This is a genomic window from Mobilicoccus pelagius NBRC 104925 (assembly GCF_000247995.1).
Taxonomy (GTDB): domain Bacteria; phylum Actinomycetota; class Actinomycetes; order Actinomycetales; family Dermatophilaceae; genus Mobilicoccus; species Mobilicoccus pelagius.
Genome location: NZ_BAFE01000049.1, coordinates 12,815 through 30,617, shown reverse-complemented (window position 1 = coordinate 30,617; position 17,803 = coordinate 12,815). Strand labels below are relative to the sequence as shown.

Sequence of the window (17,803 nt, the reverse complement as noted above, 5' to 3'; positions counted from 1 at the left end):
CGCCGTCCGTCCGCCTCCTGGCCCATCAGGGAGACGACGGCGACGTCCTGCAGGTCGGAGCCCCCGAAGAGAGGGAGACCACAGTCATGGGAGCACGTCTGTTCGGCACCGACGGTGTCCGAGGGCTCGCCAACAAGGACCTCACCGCCGACCTCGCGTTGAGCCTGTCCGTCGCCGCCGCGCGCGCCCTGGGGGACAGGGGCGCGTTCGGTGGTCACCGCGCGGTCGCCGTCGTCGGTCGTGACACGAGGGCCTCGGGGGAGTTCCTCGGTGCGGCGGTGTGTGCGGGTTTCGCGTCGGCGGGTGTCGACGTGCTCGACGCAGGCGTCCTCCCGACTCCGGCCATCGCCTACTTGACGGCCCGCATGAAGGCCGAGATGGGTGCGGTGCTCTCCGCGAGCCACAACGCGATGCCCGACAACGGCATCAAGTTCCTCGGCAAGGGCGGCCACAAGTTGTCCGACGCGACCGAGGACCAGATCAGCGCCCACATGGACGAGCCGTGGATCGACCGTCCGCAGGGTGCCGCGGTGGGTCGCATCCGTCCGTTCCCGCAGGGTCGGGAGTTCTACCTCGAGCACCTGCGCGACAGCGTGCCCACGCGCCTCGACGGCCTCCACGTCGTCGTCGACGCCGCGCACGGAGCCGCGAGCGAGGTCGGCCCGGCCGCGTTCGAGCGTGCGGGTGCGACGGTGGACGTCATCGGCGGGTCGCCCGACGGCCTCAACATCAACGACGGTTACGGCTCGACGCACCTGGACAAGTTGCAGGAGGCCGTCGTCGCGCGCGGCGCCGACCTGGGGTTCGCGTGGGACGGGGACGCCGACCGGTGCCTGGCGGTCGACGCCGAGGGCACGATCGTCGACGGCGACCAGATCATGGGGATCCTCGCGCTCGCGATGCGCGACAACGGCGAGCTCCACGACGACACGCTCGTCGTCACCGTGATGAGCAACCTCGGCCTGCTCCAGGCGATGGAGCGCGAGGGAGTCGCGACGACCCAGACGGGCGTCGGCGACCGCTACGTGCTCGAGGAGATGCGCGCCAAGGGGTTCAACCTCGGTGGCGAGCAGTCCGGGCACGTCATCATGCTCGACCACGCCACGACCGGTGACGGCGTGCTCACCGCGCTCAAGGTCGCCGCCCGCGTCGTCGAGACCGGCCGCAGCCTCGCCGACCTCGCCCGCGTGATGACGCGTCTGCCGCAGGTCCTCGTCAACGTCAAGGGCATCGACAAGGACCGCGTCGAATCCGACGAGGCGTTGCAGTCCGCCGTGCGCGAGGCGCAGGAGGAGCTCGACGGCGTCGGCCGGGTGTTGCTCCGCAAGTCGGGCACCGAGCCCCTCGTCCGCGTCATGGTCGAGGCCGACACCGCCGACCGCGCCCAGGGCGTCGCCGACCGCCTCGCCGCGGTGGTCCATGAGCGTCTCGCGCTCTGAGGTCGTCTGTGGCGCACCGCGGTCGGTGACTCATCGTCGGCCCCGACGACGGGCGGCGACCACGAACGCACGCCGCCCGAGGGTTGCAGACGACCACGTTCGACGAGGAGCCGCCTGCGACGACGAACCACGACGCCGCCCCGGTGGATGTTCCACCGGGGCGGCGTCGGTGTGCGTGGAGGGTGTCAGCCGTCGACCGCGCCGATCGTCTCGACGACGCGCGCCCGGCCCTCGGCGAGGTCATAGACGAGCCCGGCGACGGCGCAGCGACCGTCCTCGACGGCGGTCGCGATGAGGCGGGAGCGTTCGGCGATGAGGTGGATCGTCTGCCGTACGTGTTCGCTCTCGACCTCGTCGGTCGAGGGCATGACCCCGTCGTCGTGTCGGGCGGCGACGACGCTGGGGGTGACGCGTTCGACGATGTCGCGGATGTACCCGGGCGGCATCGCGCCGTTCTGGGCGTGGGTGACGGCGGCCTTGACCGCGCCGCAGGAGTCGTGCCCGAGAACGACGATGAGCGGGGTGCCGAGGACCTCGACGGCGAACTCGAGCGAGCCGAGGACTCCGGCGTCGACGACGTGACCGGCGGTGCGGACGACGAAGAGGTCGCCGAGGCCCTGGTCGAAGATGACCTCGGCGGCGACGCGGCTGTCGCCGCAGCCGAAGAAGGTCGCGAACGGCGCCTGGCCGGAGGCGAGTTCGCCGCGGCGGGCGGCGTCCTGGTTGGGGTGGGCCGGGGTGCCCGCGACGAATCGGTCGTTGCCCTCCTGCAGCGCGGCCCAGGCCTGTGCGGGCGTGGTGGGACGGGCGGCCATCAGGCCTTGTCCTCTCCCGCGCCGGCCGGGGTCTCCCCGGGGCCGGCGTCGACGTCCTTCATGTGTCCGTCGCTCGTCTCGCCGGCGCGCAGGCCGGGGCGGGGTTCGATGGTCCTCTGGACGGCCTTGGGGCCGACGGTCGCGAAGAAGTCGTTGCCCTTGTCGTCGACGACGATGAAGGCGGGGAAGTCCTCGACCTCGATCTTCCACACGGCCTCCATGCCGAGTTCGGGGTATTCGAGCACCTCGACCTTCTTGATGCAGTCCTGGGCGAGGCGGGCGGCGGGGCCACCGATGGAGCCGAGGTAGAAGCCGCCGTGCTTGGCGCACGCGTCGGTGACCTGCTGGGAGCGGTTGCCCTTGGCGAGCATGACCATCGACCCGCCCTGCGCCTGGAACTCGTCGACGTAGGAGTCCATGCGACCGGCCGTCGTCGGGCCGAACGAGCCGGACGCCATGCCCTCCGGCGTCTTGGCCGGGCCGGCGTAGTACACCGGGTGGTCCTTGAGGTACTGCGGCATGCCCTCACCCGCGGCGAGACGTTCGCGGATCTTCGCGTGGGCGATGTCGCGCGCCACCACCAGGGTGCCCGTCAGGGAGACGCGGGTCTTGATGGGGTGCTTCGTGAGCTCCGCGCGGATCTCGTCCATGGGGCGGGTGAGGTCGATGCGGACGACCTCGCCGGAGTCCGTCGCGGCGGCGTCCTCGCTCGCGGCGCCGAGCTGTTCCTCGGTGACCTCGGGCAGGTACCGGCCGGGCTCGAACTCCAGCTGCTCGATGAAGACGCCCTCGGGCGTGATCTTGCCGAGGCACTGGCGGTCGGCGGAGCAGGACACGGCGATCGCGACGGGCAGCGACGCGCCGTGACGGGGGAGCCGGATGACGCGGACGTCGTGGCAGAAGTACTTGCCGCCGAACTGCGCGCCGATGCCGAGCTCGCGCGTGATCTCGAGGATCTTCTCCTCCCACTCGACGTCACGGAAGCCGTGGCCCGTGGCCGCGTCGCCGTGCGTGGGGAGGGAGTCGAGGTAACGGGCGCTCGCGTACTTCGCCGTCTTGAGGGCGAACTCGGCGCTCGTGCCGCCGATGACGACGGCGAGGTGGTACGGCGGGCAGGCCGCGGTGCCGAGCGAGGCGATCTTCTCGCGGAGGAACTCGGGGAGCGTGTTCTCGTTGAGGATCGCCTTCGTCTCCTGGAACAGGTAGCTCTTGTTCGCGGAGCCGCCGCCCTTGGCCATGAAGAGGAACTTGTACGTGTTCTCGTGACCCTCGAGGGTGTCGGCGTACAGCTCGATCTGGGCGGGCAGGTTGTTGCCCGTGTTCTTCTCCTCGAACATCGAGATCGGGGCGTTCTGGCTGTACCTGAGGTTGAGCTTCGTGTACGCGTCGTACACGCCACGGGCGAGGGGGCGCTCGTCGACGCCCTCGGTGAGGACGTGCTGGCCGCGCTTGCCCATGACGATCGCCGTACCCGTGTCCTGACACATCGGGAGGACGCCACCGGCGGCGATGTTCGCGTTCTTGAGCAGGTCGAGGGCGACGAACTTGTCGTTGTCGCTCGCCTCCGGGTCGTCGAGGATCTGACGGAGCTGCGCGAGGTGGCCGGGGCGCAGGTAGTGCGCGATGTCGTGCATCGCCGTCTCCGACAGCAGACGCAGCGCCTCGGGGTCGACCTGCAGGAACGTGCGGCCGTCGGGGCCCTCGACGGTGCGGACGCCGTCGTCGCTCAACTTGCGGTAGGGCATCGGATCGTCGCCCAGGGGCAGCAGATCCTCGTATGCGAACTCGGCCATCGAACAAGCTCCTTCTCGTCTGCGACTCCGGCGGCCCCTCGGGCTGCCCGGCGCCCACCTTGCGCAACGCTGCGCGCACGACGTGGCCTCACCAGCGTAGAACGTGGGGTGTTGTACCCGCCGTGCGACGACAAAGAGTGTTAGACAACCATGAACTGTCGGCGAATGCAGGGGTGACCCGTGAGAGGGGCCCGGGTCGACGGTGCGACCGAGACGAAGGAGTCGTGGTGCCCAGACGAAGGACCAGATCCGTGGCAGCCCTCGCGATGATCTGCGTGGCTGCGACGGGCGCACTGAGCGCGTGCGGGGGGCAGGACACCTCCAAGGACGCCCGCACGCTGACCTGGTACATCAACCCGGACTCGGGCGGCAACGACCCGAGCAAGACCGGCCAGGCCCACCTCGCGAAGGTGTGTACCGAGAAGGCGCAGGGCAAGTACCGCATCACCACCCAGGTGCTGCCCAACAGTGCGAGCGACCAGCGGCAGCAGCTGCTGCGACGCCTCGCCGCCGGCGACCCGGGCGTCGACATCATGTCGATGGACCCGGTGTTCGTCGCCGAGTTCGCCGAGGCCGGGTTCCTCACCGAGGTGCCCGAGGACAAGCAGGCGAAGCTCACCGAGGACGCCGTCAAGCCCATCGTCGAGTCGGCGATGTGGAAGGACAAGATGGTCGCCGCCCCGATGTGGGCGAACACCCAGGTCCTCTGGTACCGCAAGTCGATGGCCGAGAAGGCGGGCCTCGACATGACCAAGCCCGTCACGTGGGACCAGCTCGTCGACGCCTCGAAGGAACTCAAGACCACCATCGGCGTGCAGGCCAAGCCGTACGAGGGCTACACCGTGTGGATCAACGCCCTCATCGAATCCGGCGGCGGCCACATCATCCAGAACGAGGGCGCCTCGGCCGACCAGCTGAAGCTCGGCCTCGACACCCCACAGGGCAAGAAGGCCGCCGAGGTGATCGGCAACATCGCGAGGATCGGCGTCGGTGGCCCCGCGATGGGCTCCTCCGACGAGACCGCGGCGCTCGACGCCTTCGCCGGCGGCGGCGCGTTCCTCGTCAACTGGCCCTACACGTGGGCGGCCCTCCCCGAGAAGGGCACCGACACGAAGGACATCGGCTTCACCCGCTACCCGCGCGTCGAGGCCGACAAGGAGTCCCGGCCCCCGCTCGGCGGCATCGAGCTCGGCGTCAACGCCAAGAGCGCCAACCCCGAGGCGGCCTGGGAAGCGATCCAGTGCATCACCAGCGAGGAGAACCAGAAGGCCTACATGCTCGGCACCGGTAACCCGGCCGCCCGCAAGAAGGTCTACGACGACCCGGAGATCCAGAAGGCGTTCCCGATGGCGACGCTCATCCGGGAGTCCCTCGACGCCGGTGGTGCCCGCCCGTCCTCGCAGTACTACGGCGACATCTCCACCGCGCTCTACAAGCGGTTCAGCCCGCCGGCCCAGGTGAACGAGGGAACCCCCGCCGTCGCCTCCGACTTCATCCTCAAGGTCCTCAAGGGGGAGGCACTTCTGTGAGTACCGTCGCCACCGCACCCACGGAGAACCCCCGCGACGCGGCCACGCCGCGCAAGGCCGGGATCTCCGACCGCGCCAGGGGAGAACGCTCGCTCGGCTGGAAGCTCGCCGGGCCCGCATTCCTCGTCATGGTGCTCGTCACCGCCTACCCGATCCTCCAGGCGATCTGGAACAGCTTCTTCAGCTACCGCCTCACCGACCCGGGCGCACGCAAGTTCGTCGGACTCGGCAACTACGCGACGATCCTCTCGGACTCCCTGTTCTGGAATGCCGTCGGCAACACCCTGTTCATCACGGTCGTCACCGTCGTCGTCGAGCTCGTCATCGGTTTCGGGCTCGCGATGCTCATGAACCGCGTCGTGTGGCCGCGCAAGGCGCTGCGCACGATCGTGCTCATCCCCTACTCGATCATCACCGTCGTCTCCGCGTTCGCGTGGTTCTACGGGTTCCAGGCGAGCACCGGGTTCATCAACCACTGGCTCGGTGTCTTCGGATGGCCGCTCGACTTCAACTGGTTCGGGCACTGGTGGAGCGCGATGTTCGTCATCTGCGCCTCGGAGATCTGGAAGACGACGCCGTTCATGTCGCTCCTCCTCCTCTCCGGTCTCGCCCAGATCGACGGCGCGATGGAGGAGGCCGCCAAGGTCGACGGCGCGACGTTCTGGCAGCGCCTGTTCAAGGTGATCCTGCCCAACATGAAGGCCGCGATCATGGTCGCCGTGCTGTTCCGCACACTCGACGCGTTCCGCATCTTCGACAACGTCTTCATCATGACCCAGGGCGCGCAGGGCACGACGACGTTCTCGCTGCTCGCCTACGACCAGACGATCAACCGCGTCGAGATCGGCATGGGTTCGGCGATCTCGGTGCTCCTGTTCCTCTCGGTCCTGCTCATCGCGGCGATCTTCGTGCGCGGGTTCAAGGTCGACCTCACCGGCGGAAGGGGCTGAGCCGCGAATGGCACGCAATCAGAAGGACTCCTCGGCGACGTTCATGGGGATCGCCTCCCTGTTCGTCATCGTCTTCACGATCATCCCGCTGCTGTGGATCTTCTCGCTCTCCATCAAGAAGCCCGCGGCGCAGATCGACCCCGACCTCAACGTGTTCGGCAACTTCTTCCCGCGGCCGGATCAGATGTCGTTCGACAACTACCGGCTCATCCTCACGGGGGGAGCGAGCGACCTGTTCGTCCCGGCTCTCGTCAACTCGCTCGTCGTCTGCCTCGTCGCCACGGTCATCTCGGTGATCCTCGCGACGTTCTGCGCGTACGCAATCGCCCGTCTGGACTTCCCGGGCAAGAAGCTCATCCTCGTCACCGCCCTCGCGGTGTCGTTCTTCCCCGTCATCTCGCTCGTCACGCCGCTGTTCGACGTGTGGAGCAAGATCGGGCTGTTCGACACGCAGCTCGGCCTCATCATCCCCTACCTCTCCCTCACGCTTCCGCTGGCCATCTGGACGCTCTCGGCGTTCTTCCAGCAGATCCCGTGGGAGATGGAGCAGGCGGCGCAGGTCGACGGTGCGACGAGCTGGCAGGCCTTCCGCAAGGTCATCGTCCCGCTCGCGAGCCCGGGCGTCTTCACCACCGCGATCATCACGTTCTTCACCGCGTGGAACGACTTCGTCTTCGCGATCTCCCTCACGAGCGACAAGGCGCGCACCGTGCCGGCCGCGCTCGCGTTCTTCACCGGCGCTTCGCAGTTCGAGCAGCCCTTCGGGGCGATCTCTGCCGCGGCCGTCATCGTGACGATCCCGGTCGTCATCCTCGTGCTGCTCTTCCAGCAGCGCATCGTGTCCGGCCTCACCTCGGGTGCGGTCAAGGGCTGACGCCCCGACCGTCGCACTCTCGACAAGGAGTCACCTCACCCCATGTCCCAGATCCAGCTCCAGAACATCGTCAAGAAGTACGGTGACGGCTTTCCCGCGGTGAACGACGTCAGCCTCGACATCGCCGACGGAGAGTTCATGATCTTCGTCGGCCCGTCCGGCTGCGGTAAGTCGACGCTGCTGCGCATGATCGTCGGCCTCGAGGACATCACCTCGGGCGAGATGCTCATCGACGGGCGCATGGTCAACGACCTCGCGCCTCGCGACCGCAACCTCGCCATGGTCTTCCAGAACTACGCCCTCTACCCCCACCTCACGGTCTTCGAGAACATCGCGTTCCCGCTGCGCCTCGAGAAGGGCAAGCACAGCGAGGAGGAGATCCGCGGCAAGGTGCAGGCGGCGAGCTCGATGCTCGAGCTCGACGAGCACCTCGAGCGCAAGCCCGGCAACCTCTCCGGTGGTCAACGGCAGCGTGTCGCGATGGGTCGTGCGATCGTCCGTGACGCGGACGCGTTCCTCTTCGACGAGCCGCTGTCGAACCTCGACGCCAAGCTCCGCGGACAGATGCGCACGGAGATCGCGCGCATGCAGCGCCGCATGGGCATCACGACGGTCTACGTGACGCACGACCAGACCGAGGCGATGACCCTCGGCGACCGCGTCGCCGTGCTCAAGAAGGGCATCCTCCAGCAGGTGGCGAGCCCGCGGGAGCTGTACGAACAGCCCGTCAACCTCTTCGTCGCCGGCTTCATCGGCACGCCGCCGATGAACTTCCTCCCCGCCCGCGTCAACGGCAACGTCCTCTCGCTACCGTTCGTCGACGTGCCCGTCTCGGGTCGTCTCGCCGAGCAGGTCGCGGGCAAGGAACTCGTCATCGTCGGTATCCGGCCCGAGCACCTCAAGGACGCCTCCCTCGGGGACGCCCAGGCGCAGGGTGCCGTCTCGTTCCGGGCGCCCGTCGACCAGACGGAGTGGCTCGGCAACGAGCAGTACGCCTACATCCCGTACCAGGCCGACGAGGCCGTGCAGCACAAGCTCGACGAGCTCGACCGTGAGCTCGACGGCGAGGGTATGCGCACGCAGATGGTCGTCAACCTCGACGGTCGTTCGCGCATCCGTGAGGGTGACGAGGCGCAGCTGTACTTCGACCCGGCGGCGATGCACGTCTTCGACCCGGAGACGGGTGACTGCCTCACCCGCGACGACGAGCGCGCGGCGCAGATCGCGCGCGAGTCCGAGGAGGACCGCCACCGCGCCCTCCAGCGGGCTCGCGAGCGCGAGGGTCTCGACACCCGCCAGGGCGGCGTCGACGGCGGTGCCGCGACAACCGACCGCTCCAGCGGCCACGGCGCGACCCGCGCCTGACCAGGCGCACCACCCCGGACGGGGCTCCTCGCCATCGCGAGGGGCCCCGTCCGTCGTTCCTGGCCCTTCTCAGGCCGTCCCGCTCGTGCCTCGTGGTTCCCGGTCGCGCAGGGCCGTGTCGACGGAGCGTTCTGCCGGTGAGGTCCGGGCGCGGGGGAGGATGACGGCATGACGACGCCGGATCCTCTCGCCCCCGCCACCCACTGCGTCCATGCCGGGCGGCCGCACGCGCCGGGGGAGCCCGTGAATCCCCCGGTCGTCCTCACCTCGACGTTCGCGCACGGTGGGGAGCACACGTACGCCCGTGAGTCGAGCCCGGCGTTCGCGCCGTTCGAGGAGGCGGTGGGGGCGCTCGAGGAGGGGCGGGCGCTCGTCCTCTCCTCGGGGATGGCGGCGGCCTCGGCCGTACTCGCGACGGTGCCGGCGGGTGGCGTCGTCGTCGCCCCGCGCAGCGCCTACATGGGCGTCCTCGGCCTGCTCCGCGAGGCGTCGGCGGACGGGCGGATCGCGCTGCGGGAGGTCGACCTCACCGACGTCGCAGCCGTCGAGGAGGCCCTCGTCGGGGCCGACCTCGTCTGGCTCGAGTCCCCGGGCAACCCGCTCATGGAGGTCGCCGACCTGCCCCGTCTCCTCGCGGCGGCGCGCGCTGCAGGCGCGACGAGCGTCGTCGACAACACCTTCCCCACCCCGATCCTCGCCCGCCCCCTGACGATGGGTGCCGACGTCGTCCTCCACTCGGCGACGAAGTACCTCGCCGGGCACAGCGACGTCGTCCTCGGGATCCTCGTCACCGGGGACGACGAACGCGGTCGCGGCCTGTACGACGCGTTCCACCATCACCGCCACCTCCACGGTGCCGTGCCCGGGCCGATGGAGGTGTGGCTCGCGCTCCGGGGGCTGCGGACCCTCGCGCTCCGGGTCGAACGCGCGTCGACGACTGCCGCCGTCCTCGCCTCGCGCCTCGGGGAGCACCCCGCGATCGAGCGGGTGCGCTACCCCGGCTCCGGCGCGATGCTCGCCGTCGACGTCCGCGGGGGAGCGGAGTTCGCCGAACGCGTCTGCACCGCGACGCGGCTCTGGGTCCACTCGACGAGCCTCGGCGGCGTCGAGTCACAGATCGAACGCCGCCGCCGGTACCCCTCGGAGCCCGACATCGTCCCCGAGGGCCTGCTCCGACTGTCGGTGGGGATCGAGGACGTCGAGGACCTGTGGCGCGACCTTTCCGCCGCCCTCGACGGCGTCGCGACCGCGTGACGGCGTGACGCGCATTCTCGTCGGCGAGACGGGCGGTGGGCGACGGGGAGGGCGGGGCATCGGCCCGCGGCAGCCGTCGTCGGGATCGACGGCGGCAATGGGCCAGAATGGGCGCCATGACGTCTGCCGCCCCCTCCTCCCCGACGCCCGCCGGCCCCCCGAACGACGGGTCGGGCCCCGCGGGTCACGGTGCGACCACCGGCCACGGGGCGACGGCAGCCGGCCAGGCTCCGGCCGCGCGTCCCCGTGGACGCGGCAACTGGCGCAGCCTCCTGCTCTCGACGGCGGCCGTGGGGGCGCTGCTCTTCGTCATTTTCGCGATCGTGCCGCGCCCGGACTCCGTGACACAGCCGCCCGTCGACGTCACGCCCGTCGCGCGTCAGCTCGCCGAGGAGTCCGGCACGACCGTGTGGATCCCGCAGCTCGGCGAGCCCGGCAAGCCGTGGAAGGCGACGAGCGTGCGTCGCGGCAGCGAACCGACGAGCTGGTACGCCGGTTACACGCGCACCGACGACGACAAGGCCTTCGTCGCCGTCCAGCAGATCCCGGCCGACACCCCGGCCGCGGCCGCGCAGACGTGGCGTGAGGACGCCCTCTCCAACGGCCGCGAGGACGGCACGAGCACCGTCGGTGGGGAGACGTGGACGCGGTTCACGACCGGTGGCGACCCCGCCCGTCGGGGGCTGCTCGGCAAGAAGGACGACATGACGACGGTCGTCTCGGGCCTCGCCGACTACGCGACGCTCGAATCCGTCGCGGGTTCGCTCCAGCCGTACCGCCGCTGACGGGAAGGTCTTCCGCCGTCACCGCCGGGCGAGTCACCCGCCGCCGCTCCTCGGGTCAGTCCTGCGCGTCGCGGGCGCGATCGAGTCGGGCCTCGGCCCGGTCGAGGGCCGCGGTGCAGTGGGCCGCGAGGGCCTCGCCGAGTTCCCACAGGGCCACGCTCGCCTCGAGGTCCGCCTGGCCGGACTCGAGCCGCGACACGGTCTCGACGAGCTTGTCGCGCGCCTCCTCGTAGGAGAGGTGCGAGACGTCGGGCCGGGCGCTCTGCTGCGGCGTCGTGCGTCCGCGTCGGGCACCGCCCTTCGCCCGGCCGGCCTTCTTGGGCTGCGCCTCCTCCGAGATCACGTCGTCGGCGTCGGTCTCCTCGACGTCGGTCTCCTCGGCGACGACCTCCGCCGTGGCGTCGACGACGACGGCGGCGTCGGTGGTCTCGACGGCGTCGGTGCCGTCCTGGGCGTCGGTCATGAGCGTGCCTCTCTTCTCGTCACGGGGCGGACCCCGAAGTCTCCTCGCGCGACCTTGACGCGGAGGATCTCGTCGGCGTCGACGTCCTCGCGGTCGGTGACCAGGCGTCCGTCGGCGTGCAGGACGATCGCGTACCCCCGGTCGAGCGTCCCCTGCGGCGACAGCGCCCGCAGCTGCCCGGCGAGCGCGTCGATGCGGCCCCGCTCCCGGTCGAGGCGGCGGGTGAGGGCCCGTTCGCCACGGTCGCGGTGGCGGGCGAGGGCCTCACGGTGCGGGGCGAGGGTGGCGTGGGGATCGGTGAGCACCGGGCGTGAACGCAGGACGACGAGGTGCCGGCGTTCGCCCGCGATACGTCCGGCGAGGGCGCCCTGCGCGCGACCCGCGAGCTGGGCGATGCCGGCGCGTTCGACCTCGACGTCGGGGACGATGCGCTTCGCCGCGTCCGTCGGCGTCGATGCGCGTACGTCGGCGACGAAGTCGAGCAGGGGTGTGTCGACCTCGTGACCGATCGCGCTGACGACGGGTGTGCGGGTCTCCGCGACAGCACGGACGAGGGACTCGTTGCTGAACGGCAGAAGGTCCTCGAACGAGCCCCCACCGCGGGTGACGACGATGACGTCGACGTGGGGGAGCGCGTCGAGTTCCTGCACCGTGCGGGTGACGGCGAGGACGGCGTCGGCGCCCTGGACGGGCACCTCCCGCACCTCGAACTCGACCGCGGGCCAGCGGCGGCGGGCGACCTCGAGGACGTCCCGCATCGCGGCGCTCGCGCGGCCGCAGACGAGTCCGACGCGTTGCGGGAGGAACGGGAGGGGACGCTTGCGATCCATCGCGAAGAGGCCTTCGGCGGCGAGCGTGCGCTTGAGGTGTTCGAGGCGGGCGAGGAGTTCGCCCTCACCGACGGGCCGCATGTCGCGGGCCTCGAGCTGCATCGAGCCGCGCTTGCTCCAGAACGCCGGCTTCGCGTGGGTGACGACGCGGCTGCCCTCGGTGATCGGCATCCGGTCGAGGACGACGGTGGGCACGGTGACCGTCATCGACATGTCGACGTCGGCGTCGCGGAGGGTGACGAAGCACGTGCGGGAGCCGGGGCGCCGGTTGAGCTGGACGATCTGCCCCTCGATCCACACCGGCGACATCCTGTCGACGTAGTCGGTGATCTTCATCGAGAGGAGCCGAAGCGGCCAGGGGCGTTCGGCGGTCGTCTCGGCCGCCTTCGCGGGCAGGGGCTCGCTCACCTGCGCCAGTATGCCAGCGCATCTCCAGTGGGGCCGGAGGTGAGACCGCGGCGACGAGGCGTACCCGATCCGGGGATTCGCCGCGGGCGCCGGGGCGGGGCGGCATCCAGCCGAGGTTCGGGCGGCGTCTCTAGGATGGGGGCGTGACTGACGAGACGATGAACGACAAGCGAGTGCTCCTGGCATCCCCGCGCGGCTACTGCGCGGGCGTCGACCGGGCGGTCGTCACCGTGGAGAAGGCTCTCGAGGTGTACGGCGCCCCCGTGTACGTGCGCAAGCAGATCGTGCACAACAAGCACGTCGTCGCCGTGCTCGAACGGCGTGGTGCGATCTTCGTCGAGGAGACCGACGAGGTGCCCGAGGGCGCCACCGTCGTCTTCTCCGCGCACGGCGTGGCCCCCACCGTCCACGACGAGGCGCAGGAGCGGTCGCTGCGCGCGATCGACGCGACGTGCCCGCTCGTCACGAAGGTGCACCGCGAGGCCAAGCGGTTCGCCGGCGACGACTACGACATCCTCCTCATCGGCCACGAGGGCCACGAGGAGGTCGTCGGCACGGCGGGTGAGGCCCCCGAGCACATCACGCTCGTCGACGGCCCCGACGACGTCGACAACGTCGAGGTGCGCGACCCGGAGAAGGTCGTCTGGCTGTCGCAGACGACGTTGAGCGTCGACGAGACGATGGAGACGGTGCGCCGCCTCAAGGAGCGGTTCCCCCACCTTCAGGACCCGCCGAGCGACGACATCTGCTACGCCACCCAGAACCGCCAGGGTGCGGTGCGGGCCTTGGCGTCGCGGGTCGACCTCATGATCGTCGTCGGCTCCCGCAACTCCTCCAACTCGGTACGGCTCGTCGAGGTCGCCCTCGAACACGGCGCCAAGGCGGGACATCTCGTCGACTACGCCGACGAGATCGACGACGCCTGGTTCGACGGTGTGAGCACCGTCGGCGTGAGCAGCGGCGCCTCGGTGCCGGAGATCCTCGTCAACGACGTCCTCGATTCCCTCGCCGAGCGGGGATACGGCACGGTCGAGCCCGTCGTCGCCGCGGAGGAGAGCCTGCTCTTCGCGCTGCCCGCCGATCTGCGCAAGGACCTCAAGGCCCGCGGCGTCCCGTTCGACAGCAAGGTCAAGTCCGACGCGGGCGCCTCGCTGCGCTGAGTCCCCATACGCGACACCGGCCCGTCACCCCTTCGAGGGTGACGGGCCGGTGTCGTTCGTGGCGTCGTGGGCCGTCGTCAGACGGCGGCGAGGGCGTCGAGGGTCGTCATCTGCTCCTCGGTCGTCGAGCCGTGGAGGGCGACCATGATCTCGTCGGCATCCGCCTTCTGCGCGAAGTCCTCGAGGTAGGTACGCAGGTCGTCGGTGGTGCCCACGGCCGTGTACATGAGCATCGTGCGCGCCTGGTCGGCGAGCGGGGACGTCATCAGTGCGTCGACGTCGGCCTCGGTCAGCTCGCGTCCGCGGAACTGCGGGTTCTGCCTGACCATGCTCGTGACGCGGCCGCGCAGCACGGTCTCGTGGCGCCGGCGGGCGTCCTCGAGCGTCGTGCCCGCGACGGCGTTGGCGCCGGCGATGACGTACGGGGTGGGGAAGTCCTCCGACGGCGTGTACTCCGCCCGGTAGGCGGCCACGGCGGGCTGCAACGCGGCGGGGGAGAAGTGACTCGCGAAGGAGTACGGCAGGCCGAGGCGGGCGGCGAGACGTGCGCCGAACATCGACGACCCGAGGATGTAGAGCGGCACCCGCGTGCCCGAGCCGGGGTAGGCGTCGACCGTGTGGACGAGGCTCTCGCCGGCGAGGTAGCCGCGGAGCTCCTCGACGTCCTCGGGGAATTGGTCGGACGCGCGCGGGTCGCGGCGCAACGCACGCCACGTGACCTGGTCGGTGCCGGGTGCGCGGCCGAGGCCGAGGTCGATCCGGCCGGGGTGCAGCTCGGCGAGGGTGCCGAACTGTTCGGCGATGACGAGCGGGGAGTGGTTGGGCAACATGACGCCGCCTGCGCCGAGCCGGATCGCCGACGTGTTCGCCGCGACGTGCGCGATGAGCACCGCCGGAGACGAGCTGACGATGGAGGGCATGTTGTGGTGTTCGGTGTACCAGATGCGCTCGAACCGGCCGCTCGCCTCGGCACGTTGGGCGAGGGCGACCGACGCGGCGAGGGCTTCGGCGGCCGTCTGACCGTCGTGCTTGCTGGCGAAATCGAGCAGGGAGAGACGCACGGTGCTCACTGTCCTCCGTCGGGGGTGGGTGTCCCTCCCTCAACACCGATGGCACGTCCCGTGTTCCTCCCACGCTCCGACGCCTCGCCGGGGAGGGTGCGTGGCGGTGTCGTTCAGGCGGTCTCCTCGTCGCGGCGGACGGCGCCGGGCAGGCTGCGCTCGGCGCGGAGCGCGGCGGCGTCGCGGAGGGCGGGCCCGTCGTCGACGTGGTCGAGGAGTTCGGCGCTCGTGAGCGGGCGGGGGGCGACGTCGACGACGGGGAGGGTCACGGGCTCGTCGTGGGTGAGGCCGAGGTCGTGCATGCGCCGGGCTGTGACGAACACGCGTGATTCGAGCGCGCCGACCATCGCGTTGTAGGCGTCGACACTTCGCCGCAGTGAGCCGCCGACCTTGCCCACGTGGCCGCCGAGCGTGCCGAGGCGGTCGTAGAGCTCCCGGCCGAGGTCGAGGAGTTCGCGAGCGTTCTCGGTGAGCGCCTCCTGCTGCCACGTGTGCGCCACCGTGCGCAGGAGCGCGAGCAACGTGGCGGGGGAGGCGAGGACGACGCGTCGGCTCATCGCGTGGTCGAACAGCGCCGGATCGGCCTCGAGCGCGGCGGCGAGCACGGCGTCGGCCGGGACGAAGCACACGACCATCTCGGGGGAGGGCGCGAACGCCGTCCAGTACTCCTTCTTCGCGAGCGTCTCGACGTGGCCCCGCAGGGAGGCGGCGTGCGCGCCGAGCAGCTGCTTCTTGCGGGCCTCGTCGTGCTCGGGGCTCTGGGCGGAGAGGAACGCGGTGAGCGGCGCCTTGGAGTCGACGACGATGGACTTGCCTCCGGGCAACCGCACGACGACGTCCGGACGCACCGCCCGCCCCTGCCCGTTCTCGCCCGGGGCCTGCTCCTGGAAGTCGCACCGGGCGAGCAGCCCCGCGTGTTCGAGGAGACGACGGAGTTGCACCTCGCCCCACATGCCGCGGGTCGTGGAGGAGTTGAGTGAACTCGCGAGCGTCGAGGTCTCCTGCTGGAGCGCGCGGGTGCTGCGGGCGACCTCTCCGAGACGTTCACCGAGTCGCCCGAACTGCTCGACCCGGTCGCGTTCGAGGACGCCGACCTGCCGCTCCACCCGCGCGAGAGCACTCGTGACGGGCGCGATCGCCGCCATGACGGCCTCGTCGTCGTCCTCCTGACGACGCAGCTCCTCGACGCGTTGACGCAACACGTCGCGCTCCGCGCCGAGGGCCGCGAGCGGCGCGACGTACCGCGACCGCACGGCGAGCCACGCGAGCACGGCACCGAGGCACACCCCCACGAGGAGGGCGACGAGCGGCACGGTGAGCTGCGAGGTCTCCATGGGAGGCACTGTGGCAGCCGCCACCGACAATCCTTCACCGACCCGCGGTTCCGCTCTGGTAGACCTGCGCTCCATGGCCTTCGAATTCGACACGGCGACGCAGCTCGCCGAGACCGACACCCCCGGCGCGTTCACGGGGCGGTTCTCCCACGACTGGGCGATCGGCCCGGCCGTCAACGGCGGCGTCGTCATGGCGCTCGCGGCCGACGCGATCACCCGCGTCCTCGGCGAGGGGGAGACGCCGCACGCCGACCCGCTCGCGTTCTCCGCGCACTTCCTCTCGGCCAGTGCGGACGGCGAGATGCGCGTCGACACCGAGGTGCTGCGGCGGGGGCGTACGTTCTCGACCGCGGAGGCCGTCATCACCCAGACCGGCGCCGACGGTGCTGTGCAGGAACGCATGCGGGCGCTCGCGACGTACGGGGATCTCGACGTGGCCTCACCGGTGCGGCGCAGCGTCGAGGCGCCGGCGATGCCCGGCCCGGACGAGTGCGTCGACGCGGCGAAGGCCCGCACCATGGGGCCGATGGACGTCCCGCCGCTCATGCACCGCCTCGACCTGCGGCTCGACCCCGCGACGACCGGGTGGGCCCTCGGCCGACCGTCCGGCCGCGGCGAGATGCGGGCGTGGATCCGGTTCGCCGACGGGCGCGACGCCGACCCCATGTCGCTCCTGTTCTTCCTCGACGCGATGCCGCCGGTGTCGTTCGACCTCGGCATCGGCGGGTGGGCGCCGACGCTGGAGTTCAGCGGTCACGTGCGCGGCCGTCCGGCTCCGGGCTGGCTGCAGATGCAGACGCGGTCGGCGACCCTCACCGGCGGCCTCATGGAGGAGGACGCCCTCATCTGGGACTCGCGCGGCGTGCTCGTCGCGCAGTCGCGGCAGCTGTGCAGCGTCCGCATCCCGCAGGGGTGGACCCCGCCCGCCTGAGGTGTCGCCATGACCCCTCGAGCGGGCGGGGATCCGGGGTCACTGCACGTAGCCGGGCACGTACACACAGGTCGGAGGCGTGGCCTTCTCGGGCCGCAGCACGTTGAGCACGACCTGTAGGGCGACCGGGTCGTAGGTGAACCCGAAGTGGTCGGTGTGGTCGAGGCGGCACAGGTCCTGCATGACGATGTTCTTCACGCCGGGCTCGTGGATGAACGCGTTCGTGTACGGCGTGACCACGTCGTCGTAGCGGGTGGTGATGACGGTGTATTCGACACCCGGCTGCGTCATCCCGCCCTCGTTGAGATCCGTGAGGAACGGCGACCCGACGAGCTGCTCGGGCAGGGCGTGGTTGTTGTGCAGCCGTGCGTTCGTGGTGAGAAGCCAATTGGAGGCGGTCCCCTCCTTCGCGAGCAACGTCTGCAGGCCGTAGACCGTGGTGCCGTGGTTGGAGGGGACGAGACCGACGAGCCGCCCGACCTTCGACGCCCCACCTTCGTACTTGATGTAGGCGCGGGGGAGGGGCCCGCCACCCTGAGAGTGGCCGAGGAGATCGACCTTCTCGGCGCCGGTGCTCGCGAGGACCCGGTCGACGAACGTACCGAGGAACATCGCCGAGCTGCGGATGTGCCCGGAGAACGGCTTCGCCTCGTCGAGGGGGTTGGTCACCGGGTTGACGTTGAACGTGTAGACGCACAGGCCGGCGAGCTCGAGTCGGGGCGCGTACATCGACCAGGTGGCGAAGCGTCCTCGCCGGTGCCCGGAATGAGGACCACGGGGCGGGTGCCGGGAGTGGGGCGGCAGGACCAGTC

16 protein-coding genes are annotated in these 17,803 nt (G+C 70.6%); 9 read left to right on the top strand and 7 right to left on the bottom strand.

Going from position 1 to position 17,803, the window contains the following annotated elements; all coding sequences use genetic code 11:
• Nucleotides 1-86 precede the first annotated feature (86 nt).
• A complete protein-coding gene (gene glmM, locus MOPEL_RS06955) occupies nucleotides 87-1,439 on the top strand; it encodes a phosphoglucosamine mutase (protein ID WP_009482169.1) in 1,353 nt (450 codons plus the stop codon).
• Between the two features lie 185 nt (nucleotides 1,440-1,624).
• On the opposite strand, the gene MOPEL_RS06950 is transcribed toward glmM, so the two are convergent.
• Entirely contained in the window at nucleotides 1,625-2,254 is a 630-nt protein-coding gene (locus tag MOPEL_RS06950) for a carbonic anhydrase (RefSeq protein WP_009482168.1), read from the bottom strand.
• Nucleotides 2,254-4,047, bottom strand: coding sequence for a fumarate hydratase (locus tag MOPEL_RS06945; protein WP_009482167.1), 1,794 nt, complete (start codon nucleotides 4,045-4,047; stop codon nucleotides 2,254-2,256). Before MOPEL_RS06945 ends, MOPEL_RS06950 begins: the two co-directional genes overlap by 1 nt.
• A gap of 251 nt (nucleotides 4,048-4,298) precedes the next feature.
• Between MOPEL_RS06945 and MOPEL_RS06940 the strand changes: the two genes are divergently transcribed.
• The 6 genes from MOPEL_RS06940 to MOPEL_RS06915 all read left to right on the top strand — a co-directional run bounded on the left by MOPEL_RS06940 (nucleotide 4,299) and on the right by MOPEL_RS06915 (nucleotide 10,804).
• A complete protein-coding gene (locus tag MOPEL_RS06940) occupies nucleotides 4,299-5,576 on the top strand; it encodes an extracellular solute-binding protein (protein ID WP_009482166.1) in 1,278 nt (425 codons plus the stop codon).
• Nucleotides 5,573-6,526 (top strand): carbohydrate ABC transporter permease, encoded by a 954-nt coding sequence (locus MOPEL_RS06935; protein ID WP_009482165.1) that lies wholly within the window; start codon nucleotides 5,573-5,575, stop codon nucleotides 6,524-6,526. The genes MOPEL_RS06940 and MOPEL_RS06935 overlap by 4 nt, the downstream gene beginning before the upstream one ends.
• Nucleotides 6,527-6,533: 7 nt before the next feature.
• Nucleotides 6,534-7,400: a carbohydrate ABC transporter permease gene (locus MOPEL_RS06930; RefSeq protein WP_009482164.1), complete on the top strand. Its 867-nt coding sequence runs from the start codon at nucleotides 6,534-6,536 to the stop codon at nucleotides 7,398-7,400.
• 42 nt (nucleotides 7,401-7,442) lie between these two features.
• Nucleotides 7,443-8,765 carry an ABC transporter ATP-binding protein gene (locus MOPEL_RS06925; protein WP_009482163.1) on the top strand — a complete coding sequence of 441 codons (1,323 nt, stop codon included), beginning with the start codon at nucleotides 7,443-7,445 and terminating at the stop codon, nucleotides 8,763-8,765.
• Nucleotides 8,766-8,933: 168 nt separating this feature from the next.
• Nucleotides 8,934-10,019 carry a trans-sulfuration enzyme family protein gene (locus MOPEL_RS06920; RefSeq protein WP_009482162.1) on the top strand — a complete coding sequence of 362 codons (1,086 nt, stop codon included), beginning with the start codon at nucleotides 8,934-8,936 and terminating at the stop codon, nucleotides 10,017-10,019.
• Between the two features lie 116 nt (nucleotides 10,020-10,135).
• Nucleotides 10,136-10,804 carry a DUF4245 family protein gene (locus tag MOPEL_RS06915; protein WP_009482161.1) on the top strand — a complete coding sequence of 223 codons (669 nt, stop codon included), beginning with the start codon at nucleotides 10,136-10,138 and terminating at the stop codon, nucleotides 10,802-10,804.
• Between the two features lie 55 nt (nucleotides 10,805-10,859).
• On the opposite strand, the gene MOPEL_RS18940 is transcribed toward MOPEL_RS06915, so the two are convergent.
• Nucleotides 10,860-11,267 carry an exodeoxyribonuclease VII small subunit gene (locus MOPEL_RS18940; protein WP_009482160.1) on the bottom strand — a complete coding sequence of 136 codons (408 nt, stop codon included), beginning with the start codon at nucleotides 11,265-11,267 and terminating at the stop codon, nucleotides 10,860-10,862.
• Nucleotides 11,264-12,505, bottom strand: a complete 1,242-nt coding sequence (gene xseA / locus MOPEL_RS06905) for an exodeoxyribonuclease VII large subunit (RefSeq protein ID WP_009482159.1) — start codon at nucleotides 12,503-12,505, stop codon at nucleotides 11,264-11,266. Before xseA ends, MOPEL_RS18940 begins: the two co-directional genes overlap by 4 nt.
• Before the next feature lie 158 nt (nucleotides 12,506-12,663).
• Between xseA and MOPEL_RS06900 the strand changes: the two genes are divergently transcribed.
• Nucleotides 12,664-13,665: a 4-hydroxy-3-methylbut-2-enyl diphosphate reductase gene (locus MOPEL_RS06900; RefSeq protein ID WP_040633372.1), complete on the top strand. Its 1,002-nt coding sequence runs from the start codon at nucleotides 12,664-12,666 to the stop codon at nucleotides 13,663-13,665.
• A gap of 77 nt (nucleotides 13,666-13,742) precedes the next feature.
• Here the strand turns inward: MOPEL_RS06900 and MOPEL_RS06895 are convergent, their stop codons facing one another.
• Complete coding sequence (locus MOPEL_RS06895) at nucleotides 13,743-14,735, bottom strand: LLM class flavin-dependent oxidoreductase (RefSeq protein ID WP_009482157.1); 993 nt, start codon at nucleotides 14,733-14,735, stop codon at nucleotides 13,743-13,745.
• A gap of 104 nt (nucleotides 14,736-14,839) precedes the next feature.
• Nucleotides 14,840-16,060 (bottom strand): DNA recombination protein RmuC, encoded by a 1,221-nt coding sequence (locus tag MOPEL_RS06890; protein ID WP_040633369.1) that lies wholly within the window; start codon nucleotides 16,058-16,060, stop codon nucleotides 14,840-14,842.
• 73 nt (nucleotides 16,061-16,133) lie between these two features.
• Between MOPEL_RS06890 and MOPEL_RS06885 the strand changes: the two genes are divergently transcribed.
• A complete protein-coding gene (locus tag MOPEL_RS06885; RefSeq protein WP_009482155.1) occupies nucleotides 16,134-16,991 on the top strand; it encodes a thioesterase family protein in 858 nt (285 codons plus the stop codon).
• Nucleotides 16,992-17,030: 39 nt separating this feature from the next.
• Here the strand turns inward: MOPEL_RS06885 and MOPEL_RS18110 are convergent, their stop codons facing one another.
• The gene (locus MOPEL_RS18110; RefSeq protein WP_009482154.1) at nucleotides 17,031-17,720 is read right to left on the bottom strand and encodes a lipase family alpha/beta hydrolase; all 690 of its coding nucleotides are present in this window, start codon (nucleotides 17,718-17,720) and stop codon (nucleotides 17,031-17,033) included.
• Nucleotides 17,721-17,803: the final 83 nt, after the last annotated feature.